The 21179-nt window shown below is 72.8% G+C and carries 20 protein-coding genes and 1 pseudogene; 10 read left to right on the forward strand and 11 right to left on the reverse strand.

Going from position 1 to position 21179, the window contains the following annotated elements; translation table 11 throughout:
- Window positions 1-270: 270 nt before the first annotated feature.
- On the reverse strand, window positions 271-1431 hold the full coding sequence (locus tag AC156L_RS05645; protein ID WP_330876187.1) for a PucR family transcriptional regulator: 1161 nt from the start codon (window positions 1429-1431) through the stop codon (window positions 271-273).
- 94 nt (window positions 1432-1525) lie between these two features.
- On the opposite strand from AC156L_RS05645, the gene AC156L_RS05650 reads away from it, so the two are divergent.
- Window positions 1526-2392: an SGNH/GDSL hydrolase family protein gene (locus AC156L_RS05650; protein ID WP_330876188.1), complete on the forward strand. Its 867-nt coding sequence runs from the start codon at window positions 1526-1528 to the stop codon at window positions 2390-2392.
- On the opposite strand, the gene AC156L_RS05655 is transcribed toward AC156L_RS05650, so the two are convergent.
- The gene (locus AC156L_RS05655) at window positions 2356-3249 is read right to left on the reverse strand and encodes an NAD(P)-dependent oxidoreductase (protein ID WP_330876189.1); all 894 of its coding nucleotides are present in this window, start codon (window positions 3247-3249) and stop codon (window positions 2356-2358) included. The genes AC156L_RS05650 and AC156L_RS05655 overlap by 37 nt on opposite strands.
- Before the next feature lie 79 nt (window positions 3250-3328).
- Here AC156L_RS05655 and AC156L_RS05660 point away from each other — a divergent pair, with 79 nt between their 5' ends.
- Entirely contained in the window at window positions 3329-3514 is a 186-nt protein-coding gene (locus AC156L_RS05660) for a hypothetical protein (RefSeq protein WP_330876190.1), read from the forward strand.
- 110 nt (window positions 3515-3624) lie between these two features.
- Window positions 3625-5910, forward strand: coding sequence for a HelD family protein (locus AC156L_RS05665; RefSeq protein ID WP_330876191.1), 2286 nt, complete (start codon window positions 3625-3627; stop codon window positions 5908-5910).
- Window positions 5911-6418: 508 nt separating this feature from the next.
- Here the strand turns inward: AC156L_RS05665 and AC156L_RS05670 are convergent.
- The 4 genes from AC156L_RS05670 to AC156L_RS05685 all read right to left on the reverse strand — a co-directional run bounded on the left by AC156L_RS05670 (window position 6419) and on the right by AC156L_RS05685 (window position 8100).
- The gene (locus tag AC156L_RS05670) at window positions 6419-6760 is read right to left on the reverse strand and encodes a fluoride efflux transporter FluC (protein ID WP_330876192.1); all 342 of its coding nucleotides are present in this window, start codon (window positions 6758-6760) and stop codon (window positions 6419-6421) included.
- Window positions 6757-7110, reverse strand: a complete 354-nt coding sequence (locus AC156L_RS05675; RefSeq protein ID WP_330876193.1) for a fluoride efflux transporter FluC — start codon at window positions 7108-7110, stop codon at window positions 6757-6759. The genes AC156L_RS05670 and AC156L_RS05675 overlap by 4 nt, the downstream gene beginning before the upstream one ends.
- 19 nt (window positions 7111-7129) lie before the next feature.
- Window positions 7130-7555 (reverse strand): SgcJ/EcaC family oxidoreductase, encoded by a 426-nt coding sequence (locus tag AC156L_RS05680; protein WP_330876194.1) that lies wholly within the window; start codon window positions 7553-7555, stop codon window positions 7130-7132.
- 113 nt (window positions 7556-7668) lie between these two features.
- The gene (locus AC156L_RS05685) at window positions 7669-8100 is read right to left on the reverse strand and encodes a MarR family winged helix-turn-helix transcriptional regulator (protein WP_330876195.1); all 432 of its coding nucleotides are present in this window, start codon (window positions 8098-8100) and stop codon (window positions 7669-7671) included.
- A gap of 53 nt (window positions 8101-8153) precedes the next feature.
- Here AC156L_RS05685 and AC156L_RS05690 point away from each other — a divergent pair, with 53 nt between their 5' ends.
- The 3 genes from AC156L_RS05690 to AC156L_RS05700 all read left to right on the forward strand — a co-directional run bounded on the left by AC156L_RS05690 (window position 8154) and on the right by AC156L_RS05700 (window position 12173).
- A complete protein-coding gene (locus AC156L_RS05690) occupies window positions 8154-9533 on the forward strand; it encodes an MFS transporter (protein ID WP_330876196.1) in 1380 nt (459 codons plus the stop codon).
- 169 nt (window positions 9534-9702) lie between these two features.
- Entirely contained in the window at window positions 9703-10041 is a 339-nt protein-coding gene (locus AC156L_RS05695; RefSeq protein WP_414719891.1) for an SAM-dependent methyltransferase, read from the forward strand.
- A gap of 35 nt (window positions 10042-10076) precedes the next feature.
- Window positions 10077-12173: a putative bifunctional diguanylate cyclase/phosphodiesterase gene (locus tag AC156L_RS05700; protein ID WP_330876197.1), complete on the forward strand. Its 2097-nt coding sequence runs from the start codon at window positions 10077-10079 to the stop codon at window positions 12171-12173.
- Between the two features lie 15 nt (window positions 12174-12188).
- On the opposite strand, the gene AC156L_RS05705 is transcribed toward AC156L_RS05700, so the two are convergent.
- From AC156L_RS05705 to AC156L_RS05720, 4 genes are all read right to left on the reverse strand, one after another.
- Window positions 12189-13541 (reverse strand): NAD(P)(+) transhydrogenase (Re/Si-specific) subunit beta, encoded by a 1353-nt coding sequence (locus AC156L_RS05705; RefSeq protein WP_330876198.1) that lies wholly within the window; start codon window positions 13539-13541, stop codon window positions 12189-12191.
- A complete protein-coding gene (locus AC156L_RS05710; RefSeq protein ID WP_330876199.1) occupies window positions 13538-13813 on the reverse strand; it encodes an NAD(P) transhydrogenase subunit alpha part 2 in 276 nt (91 codons plus the stop codon). Before AC156L_RS05710 ends, AC156L_RS05705 begins: the two co-directional genes overlap by 4 nt.
- Entirely contained in the window at window positions 13810-14919 is a 1110-nt protein-coding gene (locus AC156L_RS05715) for an NAD(P) transhydrogenase subunit alpha (protein ID WP_330876200.1), read from the reverse strand. The genes AC156L_RS05710 and AC156L_RS05715 overlap by 4 nt, the downstream gene beginning before the upstream one ends.
- Before the next feature lie 253 nt (window positions 14920-15172).
- Complete coding sequence (locus AC156L_RS05720) at window positions 15173-16324, reverse strand: nitric oxide synthase oxygenase (protein WP_484406651.1); 1152 nt, start codon at window positions 16322-16324, stop codon at window positions 15173-15175.
- A 319-nt stretch (window positions 16325-16643) separates the two neighbouring features.
- On the opposite strand from AC156L_RS05720, the gene AC156L_RS05725 reads away from it, so the two are divergent.
- Window positions 16644-17216 (forward strand): phosphatase PAP2 family protein, encoded by a 573-nt coding sequence (locus tag AC156L_RS05725; RefSeq protein ID WP_330876202.1) that lies wholly within the window; start codon window positions 16644-16646, stop codon window positions 17214-17216.
- Here AC156L_RS05725 and AC156L_RS05730 read toward each other — a convergent pair.
- Window positions 17158-18324: an FAD-dependent monooxygenase gene (locus AC156L_RS05730; protein WP_330876203.1), complete on the reverse strand. Its 1167-nt coding sequence runs from the start codon at window positions 18322-18324 to the stop codon at window positions 17158-17160. The genes AC156L_RS05725 and AC156L_RS05730 overlap by 59 nt on opposite strands.
- A gap of 60 nt (window positions 18325-18384) precedes the next feature.
- Here AC156L_RS05730 and AC156L_RS05735 point away from each other — a divergent pair, with 60 nt between their 5' ends.
- From AC156L_RS05735 to AC156L_RS05745, 3 genes and pseudogenes are all read left to right on the forward strand, one after another.
- Window positions 18385-18984 carry a TetR/AcrR family transcriptional regulator gene (locus AC156L_RS05735; RefSeq protein WP_330876204.1) on the forward strand — a complete coding sequence of 200 codons (600 nt, stop codon included), beginning with the start codon at window positions 18385-18387 and terminating at the stop codon, window positions 18982-18984.
- Window positions 18985-19203: 219 nt separating this feature from the next.
- Window positions 19204-20781: an ATP-binding cassette domain-containing protein gene (locus tag AC156L_RS05740; protein ID WP_330876205.1), complete on the forward strand. Its 1578-nt coding sequence runs from the start codon at window positions 19204-19206 to the stop codon at window positions 20779-20781.
- A 78-nt stretch (window positions 20782-20859) separates the two neighbouring features.
- Window positions 20860-21179, forward strand: a pseudogene (locus AC156L_RS05745) (cytochrome P450); the annotation flags it as partial.

The following is a 21179-nucleotide window of genomic DNA, read 5'->3' on the forward strand; positions in this document are numbered from 1 at the left end:
TGAACGGCCCACCCACACACCGCACGGTGATGCCAAGCCCGATGAACGGCCCGACCACCCGACGCACAGCGACGCCGAGCCCGGTGAACGGCCCGGCCACAACCAGCGCCTACCCCGCGTCAACAGCCGCCAACACCGCCACGACCGGACCGTTCACCAACCCAGCCGACCACCCACCCGACCACAACCGCGCCGACCACCCGCCCGACCACAAACCCGTCGACCACAAACCCGTCGACCACCTACCCGACCACCCCCCGACAGCCCCGCCTACCCACCCGCCCCCAACACCCTCCGAGCCGCCAAAGCCGCCCCGATGTGCTGGAGGTCGGCAGGCCGGGCCGGGTCGAGGCCGGTCAGCGCGACCACCCTCCGCAGCCGGTAGTCGACGGTGTTCGGGTGCAGGTGCAGGCGGGCCGCGGTGCGGCGGCGGTTCAGGTCTTCCGCCAGGTACAGCTCCAGCGTCGGCAGCAGGTCCGGGTTGTCCGACAGGGGGTCCAGCAGGGCGGCCAGCGCGGTGGTGGCGGGGGTGGTCCGGCCAAGCTGGTACTCCAGCAGCACGTCCTCCAGCCGGTACGCCCCCGGCGGGCGGCCGAGGCGGAGCGCGGTGTCGAGCACGTCGCGGGTCTGCCGGTGCGCCGACGGGAGGTCGGCGGTGTCGGCGACGGCGAAGGCGGCGGTGACCGCGACCCCGGCCGCGGCACCGAGTCGCTCGACCAGCGCGGGCACCGGGTGGTCGGCGGGCAGCAGGACGACGCCGCCGTGGACGTCCAGCAGGTGCGGGGCGTTGTGCAGCTCGTCCTGCACCCGCCGCAGCGCGCGCCGCGCGGAGATCGCGGCGTCGACGCCCTCGTCGGGACGGTCGCCGAGGGACAGGACGACCACGGCGTACCGGTCCAGGACGCGGTCGGCGACGGGGTCGCCCGCCAGCAGTGCCGTGACCAGGGCGTGGCGGGCGTCCCGTTCGTGGCCGAAGATCGTCTGCTGCTCCTCGGCGTAGGCGGTGGCGACGACCGAGGTGGCGGTCTGCTGGAACCGGAACACCAGGTCGGTGGCCGTCAGCACGTCGGCGAGGTCGTCGGGGCGCGCGTCGTCGAGCAGCGCGTGCCACAGGGCGCGGACGCCGAGGCTGTACGCGGTGAGGACGGCGCCGAGCGGCACGCCCTCGGCGGCGCGGCGGGCTGCGGACGCGGCGAGGTCGCCGAGGTCGGCCTCGGTGGGCGGGACGCCGGTGCGCAGCATCCGCTCCACGATCCGCAGGTTGGTGGCGGTGATGCGGGTGATGTCGCCGTCCAGCTCCTCGCGCGGCAGGGACTGGTAGAGCGGGATCTCGGCGACGAACCGGGCCACCAGGTCGCGGGCGATGGACCGGGCGCGCACGAGTTGTTCGTGCAGCGGACGACCGTTCACGGTGAGCTTGTGATCCGTCACAAGTACCTCGATCGGGGTTTGCGTGAACTCCCAGCGGCGGCGAGCGGCAACAACCCACATCATGTCATCCAAGCCAGTCCGTGACACTCAGGAGATGACCATGCGCAGGCTGCTACCAGTGCTGTTGGCGGCGTTGTCGATCACAGCGGTGACCGGCACGGCGTCCGCCGCGCCGCGCTTCACCGAGTACGTCGCCCTCGGCGACTCGGCGGCGGCCGGGCCGCTGATCCCCGACCAGGACCTGGTGCACCCCGGCTGCCTGCGGTCGTCGCGGAACTGGCCGAGCGTGCTGGCGTCGTCCCTCGGCGTCGGGCAGTTCCGCGACGTCACGTGCTCGGCGGCCGTCGCGGACGACTTCGAGGGCAGCCAGACGACGTTCCTGGGCGCGGTGCCGCCGCAGTTCGACGCGCTCACCCCGACGACCGACCTGGTGTCGGTGACCATCGGCGGCAACGACATCGGCCTGGTCGGCGCGGCGCTCGGGTGCGTCAACCTGCTGCCCGAGCCCGTCGGCGTCTCGTGCGAGGCGCGGCTGACCGCGGGCGGCGTCGACCAGCTCGCGGCGAAGGTGGACGCGTTCGCGCCGGAGTTCGCCGCCGTGCTGGACGGCATCCACGCGCGGTCGCCCCTGGCGAAGATCGTGGTCGTCGGGTACGGCACGTACATCCGGCCCGGCGGGTGCTACCCGGCGCAGCCGCTGTGGGGCCGCGACTCCGACTACATCCAGGCGAGCATCAACCGGCTGAACGCCGCGTTCGCGGCCGAGGCGCGGGCGCACGGGGCGACCTTCGTGGACATCGCGCCGCCGAGCGTGGGCCACGACGTGTGCGCGCCGGTCGCCGACCGCTGGTTCGAGGGCCTGGTGCCGACGACGGTCGCCGCTCCCCTGCACCCGAACCGGAACGGCATGGCGGCCATCGGCGACTACCTGGCGGACGCCTTGTCCGACAGCGTCTCGTAGACCTGGTAGACGCCGCTGTGGTCGTCGTCGCCGAACCCGAGTGCGCACATCGCCGAGTACATCTGCTCGACGGTGGCCGTCACCGGTAGCGGCACGCCGACCTCGCGGCCCGCCTCGACCGCGAACACCAGGTCCTTCAGCTGGTTCACCGCGCGACCGCCGGGGGTGAAGTCGTGCGAGAGCCACCTGTCCTTCTTCACGTCGAGCACCCGGCTGCCCGCGAGCCCGCCCTGGAGGACCTCCACGACGACGGCCGGGTCGAGCCCGCCCTTGACGGCCAGCGCGAGCGCCTCGGACACGGCGGTGAGCGTGGCCGCGACGACGATCTGGTTGCACGCCTTGGCCAGCTGGCCCGCGCCGAGCGGGCCGAGGTGGCGGACGGTCGTGCCGAGCACGGCGAAGTACGGCCGCAGCCGCAGCACGTCGTCGGCGTGGCCGCCGACCATGATGCTCAGCGTCGCCGCGTCCGCCCCGACGTCGCCGCCGCTGACCGGCGCGTCGACCAGCCGGACGTCGGGCAGCCGGTCGCCGAGGTCGCGGATCGCGGCGGGCGACACGGTGCCCATCACGACCAGCAGCGGCCGGTCGACGCCCGCCCTCCGCCAGCCCGCGAGGAGCCCGTCCTCACCCGCGAGGACCTCGACCACCTCGGGGAGGTCCGGCAGGACCGTGAGCACGACGGGCAGCGCGGCCTCGGCGGGGGTGGCGGCGGCGACGGCCCCGGCGCTCCTGGCTTCGCCGTCGCGGCCGGGCGTGCGGTTCCAGACGGTCACCGGGAAGCCCGCGCGGGCGAGGTTGCGGGCCATCGGCAGGCCCATGGCTCCCATGCCCAGCACGGCGATCGGGTCTTGGCGCATCTGGGCATCCTGGCCCGGTCCACTCGGGTCGGCAACGGCTGCGACATCCGATGACGGGTGGTTCCTAAGATGGGTGACCATGAGCGTGGAGCGGCTGCGGAGGCACCCCGGCCACCGGGGGCTCCGGCTTTCCGGGCGGGTGGGGCGCGTCAGCACGGCGGTGAGCGGGGTCGGCCTGCTGTTCGGGGGATTGACAGCGGCCGAGCGGGACCAGTTGGCTGAGCTGTTGCCGGAGGCGTGCGCGCACCACGAGGCGCCGCGCTGAAGTGGTGTTCTGGGGTGTAGATTAGATGTTCTGCGCGCGCACTCTGGGGGCACGCAGAATAGTCAGGCAAAAACCTGACCACAGAGGACGGTAACGAGAAATGAGGCACGTTGTCAAGCCCCTCCGATGACCTCCGGCTCCGGGAAATCTCCTCGGAGCAGGAGTACGTGTCGATGCTCTACGGCAGGCTGGACGACCTCCGCGAGCAGAGCTCGAAGCGACTGGCGGGCGCGCTGCGGCAAACCGGTGGCACGCACCAGATGCGCTCGGAGCGGGACACCTCCGTCGCCATGTACTCGGACCAGCTCGCCCAGTACAGCGCGGTGGAGAACGGTCTCTGCTTCGGCAGGCTGGACTTCCACGAGGGCGAGCGGTTCTACATCGGCCGCATCGGCCTGTTCGACGAGGACAAGGAGTACGAGCCGCTCCTGATGGACTGGCGCGCCCCGGCGGCGCGGCCGTTCTACCTGGCGACCGCCGCGTCGCCGGACGGCGTGCGCAGGCGCAGGCACATGCGCACCAAGCAGCGCACCGTCGTGGCGTACGACGACGAGGTCCTGGACATCAACTCGACCGAGCCGAGCCGCAACGAGGGCCTGACCGGCGAGGCGACGCTGCTCGCCGCGGTGAACGCGAACCGCACCGGGCAGATGAGCGACATCGTCGCGACCATCCAGGCCGAGCAGGACCGGATCATCCGCACCGAGCTGAACGGCGTCGTCGTCGTGCAGGGCGGCCCCGGCACCGGCAAGACGGCCGTCGCGCTGCACCGCGCCGCGTACCTGCTGTACACGCACCGCAGGCAGCTCGCGAAGCGCGGCGTGCTCGTGGTCGGGCCGAACGCGACGTTCCTGCGCTACATCGGCCAGGTGCTGCCGTCGCTCGGCGAGACCGGCGTGCTGCTGTCGACCGTGGGCGAGCTGTACCCCGGTCTGACCGCCGTCGGCCGCGAGCCCGTCGAGGTGGCCGCGATCAAGGGCCGCCTCCAGATGGCGGACGTCGTCGCGCACGCGATCAAGGACCGGCAGGAGGCGCCCGGTCTGGTCGAGATCCCGTTCGAGCAGGACACCCTGCGCATCGACCGGCGGGCGATCACCGAGGCCCGCGGCCGGGCGAGGCGCACCCGCAGGCCGCACAACGAGGCCAGGCGCACGTTCGTCCGCGAGATGATCTCCACGATGGCGAACCAGGCCGTCAACAAGCTCGGCAGGCACCTGCTCGACGCCGACGACATCGACGAGATCCGCCGCGAGCTGCGCGAGGACGAGAACGTGCAGCGGGCGCTGGCCGAGCTGTGGCCGACGCTCACCCCGCAGCAGCTGCTCAGCGACCTGTTCTCCTCGGCGAAGCGGCTGTCGGCCGCCGCGCCGCGGATGAGCAAGGAGGACCGGGCGCTGCTGCTGCGCCCCGCGGACGCCGAGTGGACCCCCGCCGACGTGCCGCTGCTGGACGAGGCCGCCGAGCTGCTCGGCGAGGACGACGCGGACGCCAAGGCGAAGGCGGAGCGCCAGCGCAGGCAGGCGGTCGACTACGCGCAGGGCGTGCTGGACATCCTCGACCTGGAGGACGACGCCGACCCCGAGATCCTGATGGCGCAGGACCTGATGGACGCCTACCGGCTGGCCGAGCGGCACGGCGGCGAGACCTACGAGACCGCGGCCGAGCGCGCGGCGGCCGACCGGACGTGGACGTTCGGGCACATCATCATCGACGAGGCGCAGGAGCTGTCGGCGATGGCGTGGCGCACGCTGATGCGCCGCTGCCCCAGCAAGTCGATGACCGTCGTGGGCGACATCGCCCAGACCGGCGACATCGCGGGCGCGACCTCGTGGAGCCAGGTCCTGTCGCCGTACGTGATGGACCGCTGGAAGCTCACCGAGCTGACCGTCAACTACCGCACCCCGTCGGAGATCATGGCCGTCGCCGCCGACGTCCTGGCGAGCGTCGACCCGGACCTCGTGCCGCCGACGTCGGTGCGCGACAGCGGTGTCGAGCCGTGGCACGCGCGGGTGGACGACCTGGTGGCCGACCTGCCCGCGCTGGTCGCGCGCGAGTCCGCCGAGATCGGTGAGGGCAAGCTCGCGGTGATCGTGCCGCTGGCCAGGCTGGCCGAACTGGGCGACGCCGTCACGGCGGGCGTGCCCGGCTCGGCCGTCGGCAACCAGTCCTCGGCCCTGGACTCGCGGGCCGTGGTGCTCAGCGTCCTGGACGCGAAGGGCCTGGAGTTCGACGCGGTCGTGGTCGTCGACCCGGCCGGGATCCTCGCCGAGTCGCCGCGCGGTGCCAGCGACCTCTACGTCGGTCTGACCCGCGCCACGCAGCGGCTCGGTGTCGTGCACACCGACGAGCTGCCCGAGGTGCTGAGCAGGCTGAAGGACGCGCCGGTCCCAGCGTGAGAAAAAGGGCTGTCGAGGCCACCGCAGAGGGGTGGTGGCCTCGACAGCCCGATGTGGTTTGTTAAAGAACTCACGAGATCAGCAATGCGGAATCCGGTTGCGTGGACCGGAAACAATAACGCTGTCAGCGGATGACACCGTTATCACATCCCGCCCGCGAAGCCTCGCTCCAGGGCAGGGAGCTGGGTCTTCACGGTCGAACACGGTGCGTGCACCTATTGCACCGTCTGAGTCATAATCAAACGCCTTTCGTCTGACAATCTAATCTTCCACCCGGCCCCCGGCGTTAGCCAAGAAATGTCGTAACTATCATTGAGCCAAGTGGACCAACGCATTGACCGGGTCGGACTGGTGGAGCCACCGCAGAGGGTGGTGGCCCCATCAGCCGCCGAGTGCACCCCCTGGAGCGGGCTCGTCCGATCAACGAGCGAGCGCCGAGGTGGATTCGCCGCGGGACCCCGCCCGGTTCGATTCGTGATGTTCTCGTGAGGGAGTTGCGCCGGTCGGGCTAACGGAGCAGAGCCGCCAGGCCCAAACCGGCGTAGGCGGCGGCGAGACCGAGCACGAGCGAGACCACGACGTTGCGCAGCGCGGCACGGCGCTCGCCCGCCTCGAACAGCACCAGCGTGTCCAGGCTGAACGTCGAGTAGGTCGTCAGGGCGCCGCAGAACCCCGTGCCCAGCACGGCCAGCGCGGTGCCGCTCGCGGGCAGCGCGATCAGGAACCCGAGCAGCAGCGAGCCCGCGACGTTGACGAGCAGGGTCCCGCGCGGACCGGGGAAGGCACGGCCCACCAGGTAGCGCAGCGGCGCACCCGCGGCGGCGCCCGCGGCGACCAGCAGCGCCGTCACCCGCGCACCCGCCTGGCCAGCGCGGAGCCCGCGGACACGGCCACCACGGCGGGCAGCAGCGTGCCGAAGAGGTAGAGCAGGGCGACCGAGGGCCGCCCGTCGTCGAGGAACCGCTGGAGGTCGACGACGTAGGTGGAGAACGTCGTGTACCCGCCGAGGAACCCGGTGCCGAGGAACGCCCTCGGCAGGGGCGCGTCGGTGACGGCGGCGAGCACGCCGATGAGGAAGCAGCCCGACACGTTGACGGCCAGGGTCGTCCACGGGCCGTGCGGGAGGACCACGCCGAGCCCGTAGCGGGCCAGCGCGCCGAGGACACCGCCGCACGCGACGGCTCCGAGGAGTCGGGTCAAGCGCGGTCCTCCCGAACGGTCAGGCCTTCTCGGGCAGCTCCGAGGAGTGGTGGGTCACGATCATCCACCTGCCGTCGATCTTCTCGTAGACGAACGTGTAGCGGGCGTCGACGTGCTCGGTGCCGCCGTTCCTCTTCAGCGTGAAGCGGCAGATGCCCGAGTCGATGGCCTCCGTCGAGCGGAGCACGCGCACGTACGACTTCAGCACGACGCCGAGGGGCCGCAGCTCCTGGAACCGCGCGAAGTAGTCCACGATGCCCGCGCGGTCCGTGCGGACCTCGTTCGACAGCGTGGGCAGCAGCACGGCGTCCGGCGTGTACCGGTCGGCGACCTTGTGCGGGTCCCCGGTGGCGAGCGCGGCGTTCCACTCCCCGTACAGCGCGGCGATCTCCCCCACGGCGGGCCAGTAGGTGATGGTGCGGGTGGTGTCCAGCAGTTCGCTCATGGCGGTTCTCCCCGAGACCTGAGGAAGTGACTCCGTCCACTGTCGACGCGAAGAGCGCCGAGGACATCCCCTAGCCTGCGCCGGAGCACCCCAGGAATCGGGTAGGGGTGGTTTCAGCGCAGGTGGTCCACCAGGTGGTCGAGCGCGGTCAGCGCGCGGACCACGTCGGCGCGCTCGCCCTCGTCGAGCTTGTCCAGCGCGTCGCCGATGCGCTTCTCGTGCGCGCTCTGCCACACGGCGAGCTGCTCGTGGCCCTGCTCGGTCACCGACAGCCTGGCCACGCGGCGGTCGGTCGGGTCGCCCGCGCGGGACACGAGGCCGGACTCGATGAGCTGGCCGACGAGCCCGCTGACCGTGTTGGGCGCGAGGCGCAGCTCGGCCGCCAGGTCGCCCACCCGCATGGGCGGCCGTTCGGCGAGCGTCTGGAGCAGCTCGATCTGGGCCATGGGCAGCGATTCCCACGGCCAGTCCGACCTGATGCTCGTCCGCAACGCCCTGCGCAGCCGGGTCACCACGTCGGTGAGCGTCCGGGCCTCATCTGACATGCGGTGCAGGTTACTGACCGCGATAGCTCTGACTCCGATATGATCGGAAGCAGATGGATCAGTCTGCGCGCGGGTGGCGGTGGTTCGTCGCGGAGTCGCCTCGTCCGCGACGGGTCGCGACCTGGGTGGGCGCGCCCTGGCTGGTGATCGGGACGGTCTGCTTCGGCGCGTTCATGGGCCAGTTCGACGCGAGCATCGTCACGCTCGCCCTCCCGCCGCTCGCCACGCACTTCGACGTCTCGCCCGCCGCCGTCGAGTGGGTGTCGCTGTCCTACCTGCTGGCGCTGGTCGCGCTGCTGGCCGCCGTCGGCGGGCTGGCGGACGTGCTCGGCCGCAAGCTCGTCTACGTCTACGGGTTCGCCGTGTTCACCGCGGCCTCGGTCGGCTGCGCCCTCGCGCCGGACCTGGCGGCGCTGGTCGTGTTCCGGGTCGTGCAGGGCCTCGGCGCCGCGATGCTCCAGGCGAACAGCGTGGCGCTGGTCGTGGCGAGCGTGCCGCGCGAGCGGATGCGGACGGCGCTGGGCGTGCAGGCGGCGGCGCAGGCGCTCGGGCTGGCGCTGGGGCCGACGGTCGGCGGCGTGCTCGTGGCGGCGCTGGGCTGGCGGTCGGTGTTCGCGATCAACGTGCCGATCGGTGTGGTCGCGATGGTGGCGGGCCACTACCTGCTGCCGCGCACGGTCGACCGCGCCGAGCGCTCCCGGTTCGACCTGCTCGGCACGCTCCTGCTGGCCGCGACCACGACGGCCGCGCTGCTGGCCCTGTCGGGGGCGTCGGGGCTGGCCGTGCCGGTGCTGCCGCTGCTGGCGGGCGCGGTGGCCGCCGGGGTGCTGCTGTGGTGGTGGGAGCGGCGGGTGGCCGTGCCGCTGCTGGACCTCGCGCTGCTGCGCACCGCGCCGGTCGGCCGGGGGCTGTTCGGCGCGCTCTGCGGCTACCTCGTGCTCTTCGGGCCGCTCGTCGCGGTGCCGTTCGCCGCCACCGGGTCGCCGCTGGCGACCGGCCTGGCGCTCACCGCGCTGCCCGCGGGGTTCGCGGTCGCGGCGACGCTCGGCCAGCGGCTGCTCCCCCGCTCGTGGACGTCCGCGCGGGTGGGGGCGTGGCTGGCCGCCGCGGCGGCGCTCCTGCCCGCCGTCGCGCCCGCCGCGCTCGTGCCCGCGCTGGCGCTGCTGGGTTTCGGGCTCGGCGTGTTCACGCCCGCCAACAACGCGGGGGTGATGGCCGCGCTCCCGCCGGGCCGGGCCGGGCTGGGCGGTGGGCTGGTGAACACGACCAGGGGCCTCGGCACGGCGCTGGGCATCGCGATCAGCACGTACGTGCTGCACACCGGGGGCGGTCAGGCGCTGCGGACGACGTTCGCCGTGCTGGCGGTGGTCGCGGTCGCCTGCGCCCTGTCGACACCGGCCCTCCGGAGCGGGAACGGCACCCGCACTCGGTAGCTCCAACGGCCTCGACCGCTCCGGGGAGGCGCGCGGTGGAACTGGCGAACCGGGTACCGGCGGGCGCCGATCCCGGTCTCCCCAGCGCCGCCCGCCTCCACGACTACCCGCTCGGCGGCTCGCGGCGGCGCCCGCCACCGGCCTGCTGGACCCCGCCGAGCCGCTCGGGCTGCTCGCGGTCGGCGTGCTGCACCTCGTGCCGCCCGAGGGCGACCCGCACGGCGTGCTCGGCGTCTACCGCGACGCGGTCGCCGGTGGGAGCATCCTCGCGGTGTCGCACGCGACGGCGGACTTGCAGCCCGAGGAGATGGCCGGGATCGTCGAGGTCGTGAGCAGGAGCTCCCACCCCGTGTTCCCGCGCTCCCACGCGGGGATCAGCGGTCTGTTCGCCGGGTTCGACGTGGTCGACCCCGGCGTCGTGCCGCTGCCGCTGTGGCGGCCGGAGAGGGTCGCCGACGACGACCCGACGAGGGCCGGGCTCTACGCGCGCGTCGGCCGCGAGGGGTGACGCGCGCACCCCCTGGCAGCACGAGGACGAGGAGCATGACAGCGCAGGAGCCACCGCCCAGGACCCGTCGGCAGGAACTGGCCCGCGAGTGGGTGGAGGCCGTCTACTCCACGACGTACGTGCCGATGTCCTCCACCGAGATCGAGCTGTACCTGCTCGACCTGGTGGACGTGGTCGTGGACGCCCTCCAGGCCGAGCCGTTCACCGCGGCGCCCGTCGCGGTCGTCGGCGACAGGATGGTGGCGGCCCACTTCACCGGCAGGCACACGTTGCAGCGCACCGTGGAGGTCCTCGGCCGCGCGCTGCTGTTCAGCCCGGAGCTGGGCGGCGTCGACCGGCGGGCGGAGAAGGTCGTCGCGATCCTCGGCACCGTCGGCGCGCGGTACGCGACCGCGCTGCGGCTCGACGCGCTCGACCAGCAGGAGGAGATCAAGTGGGCGCTCCTCCGGGCGAAGCGGGGCGTCGAGCGCACGCTCGAACTGAGCGAGGCCCGGTTCCGCGAGGTGTTCGACTCCTCCGCGGTGGGCATCGTGATCACCGGGCTGGACGGCACCGTCGTCGAGGCGAACGACGCCATGGCGACCATCCTGGGCGGTGACCGCTCCCTGATCGGCCGGTCGCTGCCCGCGCGCTTCCACCCGGAGGACGCCGAGCTGCTGATCGGGTCCTACCGCCGGGTGAGCGAGGGCGTGGTGGACCGCTTCCGCGAGCAGCGCAGGCTGATCAGGGCCGACGGCGAGCCCGCGTGGGTGCTCCTGGCCGTCTCGCTGCTGCGCGACGCCGACGGCGAGCCCGCCTACCACGTGACGATGGTCGAGGACGTCAGCGAACTGCACCTGATGCGGAAGAACCTGGACTTCCTGCTGCTGCACGACTCCCTCACCGGCCTGTCGAACCGGCAGCACTTCATCACCCAGCTCGAAGCGGTGCACAACCGCTCCGAGCGCGGGATCACGCTCTACCACCTCGACCTGGACTCGTTCTCATTGATCAACAACGGCCTCGGCCACGCGGCCGGTGACCGGCTGCTCAAGCAGACCGCGCACCGGCTGGCCGCCGTCGTCGAGGGCGAGGAGACCGTGGTGGCGCGGATCGGCGGCGACGAGTTCGCCATCGTGGTCGACAACTCGGCGACCACGCCCGGTGTCACCACGATGATCGACATGATCAACGACGAGCTGGCGGAGCCGGTGTTCATCGACGACCGCGGCGTCGCGCTCACCGCCACCATCGGCGTGCTGGACCGCCCGTCGCGCGACTGGTCCGTCGGCGAGCTGCTGCGCGCGGCGAACACGACGCTGCACCGGGCGAAGGCGAAGGGCAAGCGGCAGTGGCTGCCCTACGACCCGCACGAGGACTCGCGGCACCGGACGTGGGCCGACGTGGCCGCGTCGATGCCCGGCGCGCTGGAGAACGGCGAGATCGAGGTCGACTTCCAGCCCGTCGTCGCGCTGGCCGACCGCACGGTCGTCGGCGTGGCCGCGCAGCTGCGCTGGGGCACTCGGGGGCACCGCCAGTGCCTCGAACTGGCGGAGGAGACCGGTCTGTCGCTGCCGGTCGGGCAGTGGGTGCTGCGCCACGCGGGTGAGCTGGTGGCCCGGTGGCGCGAGGACGCGGCCCTGGCCGCCGTGCCGCTGCACGTGTCGCTGGGCCCGATGCAGTCGCGCGACGAGGACCTCGTGGGCGCGGTGAAGCGGACGCTGGACGAGACGGGGCTGCCGGTGTCCGAAATGCGGATCTCGGTGAACACCCGCGCGGTGCTCACCGGGGGCGGCGACGACAACGTGCGGGTGCTGGCCGACGCCGGCATCACCACCGGCCTCAACGCCTTCCACGGCGGCCAGGACGAACTCGCGCTGCTGACCGAGCTGCCGATCGGGTCGGTCACCATCGCGGACGCGGACGTGCGCAGGCTGGCCGCCGGGCCGGACCGCGACTCCGTGCTGCACAACGCGATGACGGCGCTCGTGGCGGTCGTGCACCAGGCGGGCGTGGCGGTGGTGGCCACCGGGGTGGCGAGCGAGGACGAGGCCGCCTGGTGGGCGGGGATCGGCGCGGACGCCGCCCAGGGCGAGTTCTTCGCCCCTCCCCTGACCCCCGAGGAGGTCACCGGCCTGTTCGGGCGGAACTAGGACCGGGACCTCTCCTCAGAGCTGCTTCACGGCCGCGAGCAGCTTGGTGAGCGACTCCTTGGCGTCGCCGAACAGCATGGTGGTCTTCGTGTTGTAGAGCAGCTCGTTGTCGATGCCCGCGAAGCCCGGCCGCATGGAGCGCTTCATGAACACCACGGCCCGCGCGCGGTCGACGTCGAAGATCGGCATGCCGAAGATGGGGCTGGCGGGGTCGTCGCGCGCACCGGGGTTGACGACGTCGTTGGCGCCGACCACGAGGGCGACGTCCGTGCTCGTCATGCCGGGGTTCACGTCGTCGAGCTCCCTGAGCTGCTCGTAGGGCACGTCGGCCTCGGCCAGCAGCACGTTCATGTGGCCCGGCATCCGGCCCGCGACCGGGTGGATGCCGTAGCTGACGGAGATCCCCCGGTTCTCCAGCAGCGTCACCAGTTCCCGCGCGGCGTGCTGGGCCTGGGCCACGGCGAGGCCGTAGCCCGGCACGATGACGATGGAGTGGGCGTAGCCCAGCAGGATCGCGACGTCCTCGACGGTGCCGGAGCGGACGGTCCGCGACTCCTCGCCGTGCGCTCGGGCGACGGTCGCGGTGAACGCCCCGAACAGGATGTTCCCCAGCGGCCTGCCCATGGCCTGCGCCATCATCCGGGTCAGCAGGGTGCCGGACGCGCCGACGAGCGTGCCCGCGACGATCAGCAGGGTGTTCGCCAGCACGTAGCCGGACGCGGCCACGGCGAGGCCGGTGAACGCGTTGAGCAGCGAGATGGCGATCGGCACGTCCGCGCCGCCGACCGGCAGCACGAAGGCGATGCCCAGCAGCAGCCCGGCGACCGTCAGCGCGACCAGCAGCGCGGTGGACGACGTGACGAGCACGGCCACCGCGAGCCCCAGGCTGACGACGACGACCCCGATGCTCAGCACCCGGCCCGCGGGCAGCACGACCGGGCGGGTGGTCATGATCTCCTGGAGCTTCGCGAACGTGACGAGGCTGCCGGAGAAGCTGACCGCGCCGATCAGGACCGTCAGCACGGTGGCGACGCGGAACAGCAGCTCGCCCCCGTCGTGGAACTCGGCCAGCGCCACCAGCGCCGCCGCCGCGCCGCCGACCCCGTTGAACAGGGCCACCATCTGCGGGATGGCGGTCATCTTCACCGACCGCGCCGCGGGGATGCCGACGACCGTGCCCAGCGCGATGGCGACGAGGATCCACGGCCCGTTGTGGACGGCACCGTGCAGGAACGCCGTGACGACGGCGAGGGCCATTCCCGCCGCGCCGAGCAGGTTGCCCGCGCGGGCGAAGCGCGGCGTGCTCAGCCCCTTGAGCGCCAGCAGGAAGCACAGCGCGGCGACGAGGTAGGCCAGCTGGACGCTCATCGCTTGTGCCCCTTGAACATCTCCAGCATCCGGTCGGTGACGACGAAGCCGCCGACGACGTTGACGGTCGCGAGGAACACCGCGAGCAGGCCCAGCACGACCTGCACGCCGCTCTCGGCGGCGCCGGTGATGAGGACGGCGCCGACCAGGATCACGCCGTGGATGGCGTTGGCGCCCGACATCAGCGGCGTGTGCAGGATCGTGGAGACCTTCGAGACCACCTCGAACCCCACGAACGCCGCCAGCACGAAGATCGTGAGCAGGTCGATCACAGCAGCCCCCTGGTCGGCTCGTGCCGCACCTCGCCCGCGTGCGTCAGGCAGCACCCGGAGAGCACCTCGTCGGTCAGGTCCGGCTCGACGACGCCGTCCCGCACCATCATCAGCAGCAGGTTCGCGACGTTGCGCGCGTAGAGCTTGCTGGCGTGCACCGGCATCCCGCTGGGCATGTTGCGCGCGCCGTGCACGAGCACCTCGCCGACCCAGACCTCCTCGCCCGCCACCGAGGCGGTGCAGTTGCCGCCGGACTCGGCGGCGAGGTCCACGACGACCGAGCCGGGCGCCATCGCCTTGAGCATGTCGGTGGTGACGAGCACCGGGGCCGCCCTGCCGGGGATCGCGGCGGTGGTGATCACCACGTCGGAGGCGGCGACCCGCTCCGCGATCAGGTCCCGCTGGCGCTCCAGGAACGTCTCCGACTGCTCGGCCGCGTACACGCCGGTCTGCGCCTCCAGCGGCAGCTCCACGAAGCGCGCGCCGAGGCTGCGCACCTCCTCGGCCGCCGCCGCGCGCACGTCGTAGGCCTCCACGACGGCCCCGAGCCTGCGGGCGGTGGCGATGGCCTGCAAGCCCGCCACGCCCGCGCCGAGCACGAGCACCTTCGCGGGCGGCACGGTGCCCGCCGCCGTGGTGAACATGGGCAGGAACCGCGGCAGCCGCTCCGCCGCCACGAGCACCGCGCGGTACCCGGCCACGAGCGCCTGCGACGACAGGGCGTCAGCACCCTGCGCCCTGGTGACCCTCGGCAGCAGGTCGAGGCTGAACGAGGTCACCCGGCGCTCCGCCAGCACCCGCACCAGGTCGAGTTCGGTCGACGGGGACAGCAGGCTGATCGTCACGTCGCCGGGGCGCAGCTTCCGCGCCCTGGCGATCTCCAGTGGTTGGACGGACAGGACGACTTCCACTTCGCCGACCGGGTCGTGCCCGACGACCTGCGCGCCTGCCGCCCGGTACGCCGCGTCGGCGGCGTGCGCGTGCGTGCCTGCGCCCGATTGGACGTCCACGGCAAGACCCGCGCCGACCAGGGTGCGCACCGTGTCCGGAACGCACGCCACCCGGCGCTCGGCGGGCCGCGTCTCCGCGGGAATGCCGACTCTCACACCTGGTCACCCTAGCCGCCGAAAGGTGATCTAGACCACAGGAGACTCTTAACCGTGATCGCCGTACGCCCGTACGGATTAATCCCCGGACGAGGGCCCTCGTGCCGCCACGCCGTCGACCGGGCGGGGCCGGGGCGTGCCGGTCCGCGCGTCGCGGAGGCCGCCGCGACTCCTCGGAGCCGCTCCACCCCTGCGACGGCACCGTGGCGCGCGGGGTCCCGCAGCGGCTGCGGGACCCGCGCGCCACGAACCGCTAGTGGATGACGGGGCAGACGCCCGTGGTGCCGCCGGGGAAGAAGTTGGGCACCCTCTCCTCCTTGTCGTAGTACCGGTGGAACACCGGGGTCAGCGAGCCCGACATCGGAGGGACGATCCACGACCAGTCGGCGGGGCAGGTGCGGCCCGCCTCCTCCTCCTTCTGCACGTGGGTGAGGAAGCGCTGCGACTCGGTGTGGTGGTCGGTGATCGTCACGCCCGCCTCGGCGAACGAGTGCAGGACCGCCCGGTTCAGCTCGACCAGCGCGCGGTCGCGCCAGAGCGTCTGCTCGGAGGAGGTGTCGAGCCCCATCCTCTTGCCCAGGTAGGGCAGCAGGTCGTAGCGGTCGTTGTCGGCGAGGTTGCGGGCGCCGATCTCGGTGCCCATGTACCACCCGTTGAACGGCGCCGACGGGTAGTCGATGCCGCCGATCCGCATCCGCATGTTGCTGATGACGGGCACGGCGTGCCACCGCAGGCCGAGCTTGGCCAGCCACGGCAGTTCGGGGTGGCTCAGCGGTACCTCCAGCACGGCGTCCGGCGGGAGGTCCACCATCGCCGTGTCGGCGTCGGCGGTCTCCACGAGCACCGGCAGGACGTCGAACGGCCCCCTGGTCCGCGGCGGCTGCCAGCCGCGGGTGATCGCGTGGTCGGTGAGTTCGAGGTTCCGGCGGTCGCCGAGGACGCCGCCGTCCGGACCGCGGTAGGCGGCGTACCGGATGAGCTGCTCGTTGCGGATGCGGGGACCGGAGTGGCCGGGCTCGTCGGGGGCGAACACGGACATCACCGGGCGGATCTTCCCCGCGTTGGTGGCGATCCGGAGGTGCTCGACGCACTCGTCCGCCACCTCCTTGGGGTCGCGGAGATCACGCAGGTCGCGCACCTTGAGGCTGCGCCAGTAGAGCCTGCCGATGCAGCGGGCGCTGTTGCGCCAGGCAACCCTGGCGCCGAAGGTCAACTCTGTCGAGGTGTGCCGGTACGTGCCGGTCGCCGCTATCTCCGCGTGGACTTCGGCGAGACGGTCCTCCACCGGCCCCAGGTCATGGTTTTCCTCGTGGTGCAGCCGGATGAACGCGTCCGCTTCCGCGATGTCGATCTCGGCGGGCGGTGGGGCGACCGCGTTCTCGACGAGTGACGGAGGCAGCGGCATCACGTCTTCCGGACACGTGGGGAGGGGGGCCATGGCGGGACACCGTAATTGCACTTTCGTGGTCGGTGCACCGCCGTGCCGGTCACCGAGTTGCGCCGACGAGGCACCAGGCGTCGACACCGTAAGTGCTTGATCCGACAACCGGGTGATCAGAGCTGCGAGGACGAGTGGTGTCACAATCGTTACGGCTTGGACGCGCACCGGTTACCAGTGGCCAAGATCACATCGAATGTGCAGTCGATCCGGTGACGAATTCACCTTGTCAAGCGATGCCCCCCGCGTTCATCCGACGTTCACCGCCCGGCATACTCGACCCACAATGATCAAATCCAGTGCCGAGCTGTACCTGCTCATCACGCGCTTCGCCCAGTCCACCCCCGAATGGGTGCACTCGTTCGCCGACTTCGGCACCGACGCGGGTCTGCTGGTCTTCGCGGCCCTGTTCGGGTGGAACGGCTGGCGCCACCGGGGCACGCCGAACCACCGCCTCGCACTGGTGGCGCCGCTGGCGGTCATCGGCGCCTACGCGGTGAGCGAGGTGGTCAAGTCGTTCATCCAGGAGGAACGGCCCTGCCGGGCGGTCGCGGGCGCGGTGCCCATCGCCGAGTGCCCGACCATCGGCGACTGGTCGTTCCCCAGCAACCACGCCACGATCGCGGCCTCGTGCGCGGTCGTGCTGACGGTGGTCTGGGGGCGGATCGCGCCGCTGGTCATCCCACTGGCGATGCTGATGGCGTTCTCCAGGGTGTTCGTCGGGGTGCACTACCCGCACGACGTGGTGGCCGGGTTCCTGGTCGGCGCGGTGGTCGGCGCCGGGCTGGCGCTGCTCGCGATCAAGCTGGTGGGTCCCCCACCGGTCGTGCCGAGAGCGCTGGCGGTCGCCAACCGCTGAACCGGGTCATCCCGGACACGGCCGCCTTGGCCGGGACGGACCGCATCAGCGCGTTCCGCACCCCGATGGCGACCGGGTTGCGCAGGCCGAGCCCGACCCGCCCCACGAGCCGCGACGCCCTGGCCACGGCCTGCGTGCGCGGCCTGCGCTCGCGGTCGTACCGCGCCAGCGCCTCGGCCACGCTCGCTCCGTCCGAGCAGGCCGCCGCCAGCACCACGCCGTCCTCGACCGCCTGGCACGCGCCCTGCCCGAGGAACGGCGTCATGGCGTGCGCCGCGTCGCCCAGCAGCGCGACCCGGCCGCGCGCGTACCCCGGCAGCGGGCTCGCCAGCTCGTGGACGTCGTGGCGCAGCACCGCCCTCGGGTCGGTCGCGGCCAGCAGCGCGGGGATCGGCTCGTGCCAGCCGTCGACCAGCGCCCGCACCTCGGCCAGCTCGTCGTCGGCCCGCAGCCCAGGGGCCGACAGGGTCGCGGCGTACCAGTAGACCCGCCCGGCGGCGAGCGGCAGGACGCCGAACTCCGTGCCCGGCCCGAGGGTCTGGCCGATCTCCAGCGGCCCGGTGAAGTCCACGACCGCGCGCCACGCCGTCGTCCCCGCGTAGACCGGCGCCGGCGCGTCCGGCCACAGCCGGGACCGGACGCGGCTGCCGATGCCGTCCGCCGCGACCACCAGGTCCGCCTCCAGCACCACGGGCTCGCCGTCGACCAGGTAGCGCACCTCCGGCTCGACCTCCACGACGTCGGCCGAGGTGACGAGGCTGTCCGCGGGCAGCGCGGAGCGCAGCACCCGGTGCAGGTCGGCCCGGTGGATCGCGACCAGCCTGCCGCCGCGTTCCAGCTCGTCGGCGTCCAGGTGGCCGAGCGCGCGACCCCGGTGGTCCCGGACTCCGCCCGGCAGGCGCGGGGTGCCGTGCTCGCGCACGGCCTCGCCGAGGCCCAGCGCGTCGAGCGCGCGCATCGCGTTCGGCATCACGCCGATGCCCGCGCCGACCTCGCCGAACTCGGGTGCCCGTTCGAGCACCACCACCTCCCAGCCGACGCTCCGCAGCGCCACCGCCGCGGTCAGTCCGCCGAGACCACCTCCGACCACGACCGCCGTTCCGCGCACGTCGACCCCTTTCTACAGGTGTAGATCCGTCATACTACAGCTGTAGAAAGGGGTGGCGACGTGACCGACCGCATCTCCCAGCTCGCCGACGCGGCCATCGAGGTCGTGGCGGACCACGGGATGCGCGGGCTGACCCACCGCGCCGTCGACACCAGGGCGGGCGTGCCGCAGGGGTCGACGTCGGCGTACTTCCGCACCCGCAAGGCGCTGGTGGAAGGGCTGGTCCAGCGGCTGGCGGACGTCGAGGCGGCCGAGATCGACGCGAACCGGCTCAACCCCGCCGCGCACGACGGCCCACCGGACCTCGACCAGCTCGCGGACGGCATCGCCGCGCTGCTGGACCACTGGCTCACCGCGGGGCGGTCGAGGTCGCTGGCCAGGTTCGCCTGCCTGCTGGAGGCCACCCACCACCCCGAGCTGCGCACGATCCTCGCCCACGGCGACCGGCCACGGGCCCAGGCCCGCGCGCTGATGGCGCTGGCGGGGTCCGCCGACCCCGACCGGGACGGCCGCGCGGTGGTGGCGTTCGTCGACGGACTGCTGTTCGACCGGCTGGCGGGCGGCGGCGCGGCCACCGCGCCGGTACCGGGCACGCCCGAGAGCCGCGCCCAGCTTCGGCACGCGATCCGCGCGGCGGTGGCGGGCGTGCTCGCCGGGTAATTCGGTGGCGGGCTCCGGGGTCCCTCCCTATCGTCGGGACCATGGTTCCCCCCTTCGGCGTGTTCTACCTCTGAGTTCGGCCACGGCTCGGCGTGCGCTCGCACGCCGCTGTCCTCGACGTGCCCGAAAACGCTCGCCGTCCCGGCTCGAGCACCAGAACCAGTGGAACGCGCCCGCTCTCCTCCGCAGGCGCGCGTTCCCGCCGTCAAGAGGTGACCTGTGCGCACAGTGCCGCAACCAACCCGCCACGCCCACCTGCGGGCCGACGACCTGACCAAGGGCTTCGAAGCACGACCGGTCCTGTCCGGCGTCTCGCTCACCGCGTCCGCCGGTCAGCGCGTCGGCGTGATCGGTGAGAACGGCAGGGGCAAGTCGACCCTGCTCCGCCTGCTCGCGGGCGACCTGGACCCGGACACCGGCTCGGTGACCCGCCACGGCTCGGTCGCCACGGCCGACCAGGAACTCCCGTTCGCCGACGACGACACCGTCGGCACGATCGTCGACCGCGCGCTGGCCGCCGCGCGGGCCGCCCTGGCGGAGGTCGACGCCGCGGCCTCGGCGCTGGCCGGGGACGAGCCCGGCGCGGACGACCGCTACGCCGGGGCGCTGGCCGAGGCCGAGCGCCTGGAGGCGTGGGACGCCGAGCGGCGGGCCGACCTGGCGCTCGCGGCGCTCGGCGCGCCCGCCGACCGGTCCCGGCGGCTGGCCGAGCTGTCCGTCGGGCAGCGGTACCGGGTGCGCCTGGCCTGCGTGCTCGCCGAGCGCGCGGACGTCCTGCTGCTCGACGAGCCGACGAACCACCTCGACGCGTCGGGGATGGACTACCTGACCGCGCGGCTGCGCGAGCACCGGGGCGTGGTGGTGCTGGTCAGCCACGACCGGACGCTGCTGGACGAGGTGTGCACGGCGCTGCTCGACCTGGACCCGAACGCCGACGGCGAGGTCGTGCTGCACGGTGGCGGCTACTCCGCGTTCAAGGCGGCGAAGGCGGCCGAGCGCGCGCGGTGGGAGCAGCGGTACGCCCTGGAGTCCGCGAGGGACGCCGAACTCCGCGAGGAGGTCGCGGCGGCCGAGGCGCGGCTGATCACGTCCTGGCGGCCTCCCAAGGGAGCCGGGAAGCACAAGCGCGCGACCCGCGCGCCGAGCCGGATGCGCAACGTCGCCCGGAGGCTGGACGAGCTGACCGGGCAGCGGGTGCCGAAGCCGCCGGAGCCGCTCCGGTTCTCCGGCCCCGACCTCGCGGCGGGTCCGGACGAGGTGCTGCTGGGCGCGTCCGGCGTCACCGTGCCGGGCAGGCTGCGCCCGCACCCCGACCTGGCGGTGGCGGCGGGGGGCAGGCTGGTGGTCTCCGGTGAGAACGGGACGGGCAAGTCGACGCTGCTCGCCGTCCTCGCCGGGCGGCTGGCCCCGGCGACCGGCGTGGTCCGGCACGGCGCCAGGACCCGGATCGGGCTGCTGTCGCAGGAGTCGGACTTCCCCGACCCGGCGCTGAGCCCGGCCCGGCTGGTGCGGGACCCCGAGCCGCTGCGCGACCTGGGCCTGCTGCCCGACGTCGACCTGACCCGACCGGTCGGGCGGCTGTCGACCGGGCAGCGCAGGCGGCTGTCGCTGGCGCTGCTGCTGCTCGGCTCCCCGCACGTGCTCCTGCTCGACGAGCCGACGAACCACCTGTCGATCACGCTGGTCGACGAGCTGACCGAGGCGCTGCTGGTGACCTCGGCGGCGGTCGTCGTGGCGACCCACGACCGCAGGCTGCGCGGCGACCTGGCGTCGTGGCCACACCTTCGACTCATTTGAAAACAATGTTCTTCACATAGTCGTAAATCTTCTGTAGCTTCTGAACCAGGTCCGTTAACGCACTGGGAGGTGTGCACGATGACCGGAACGATCTCCACGGGGCTGCCCATGACTCGGGACAACCCCTTCGACCCGCCCACCGAGCTGCGGGAGCTCCGCGAGGAGTCGCCGATCAACCGGCTCCAGTTCCCCGACGGGCACCTCGGCTGGCTCATCACGGGTCACGAACTGACCCGAGAGGTCATGGCCGACCGCCGGTTCAGCTCGCGGGCGGAACTGCACCACCCCCTCATCGTCCGCGGCGACGGCCAGCCGCTCCGGCGCCCCGCCGCGTCCCCCGGCATGTTCATCTCGATGGACGCGCCGGACCACACGAGGTACCGCAAGCTGCTGACCGG

The sequence above is a fragment of the Umezawaea sp. genome (genome assembly GCF_057122925.1).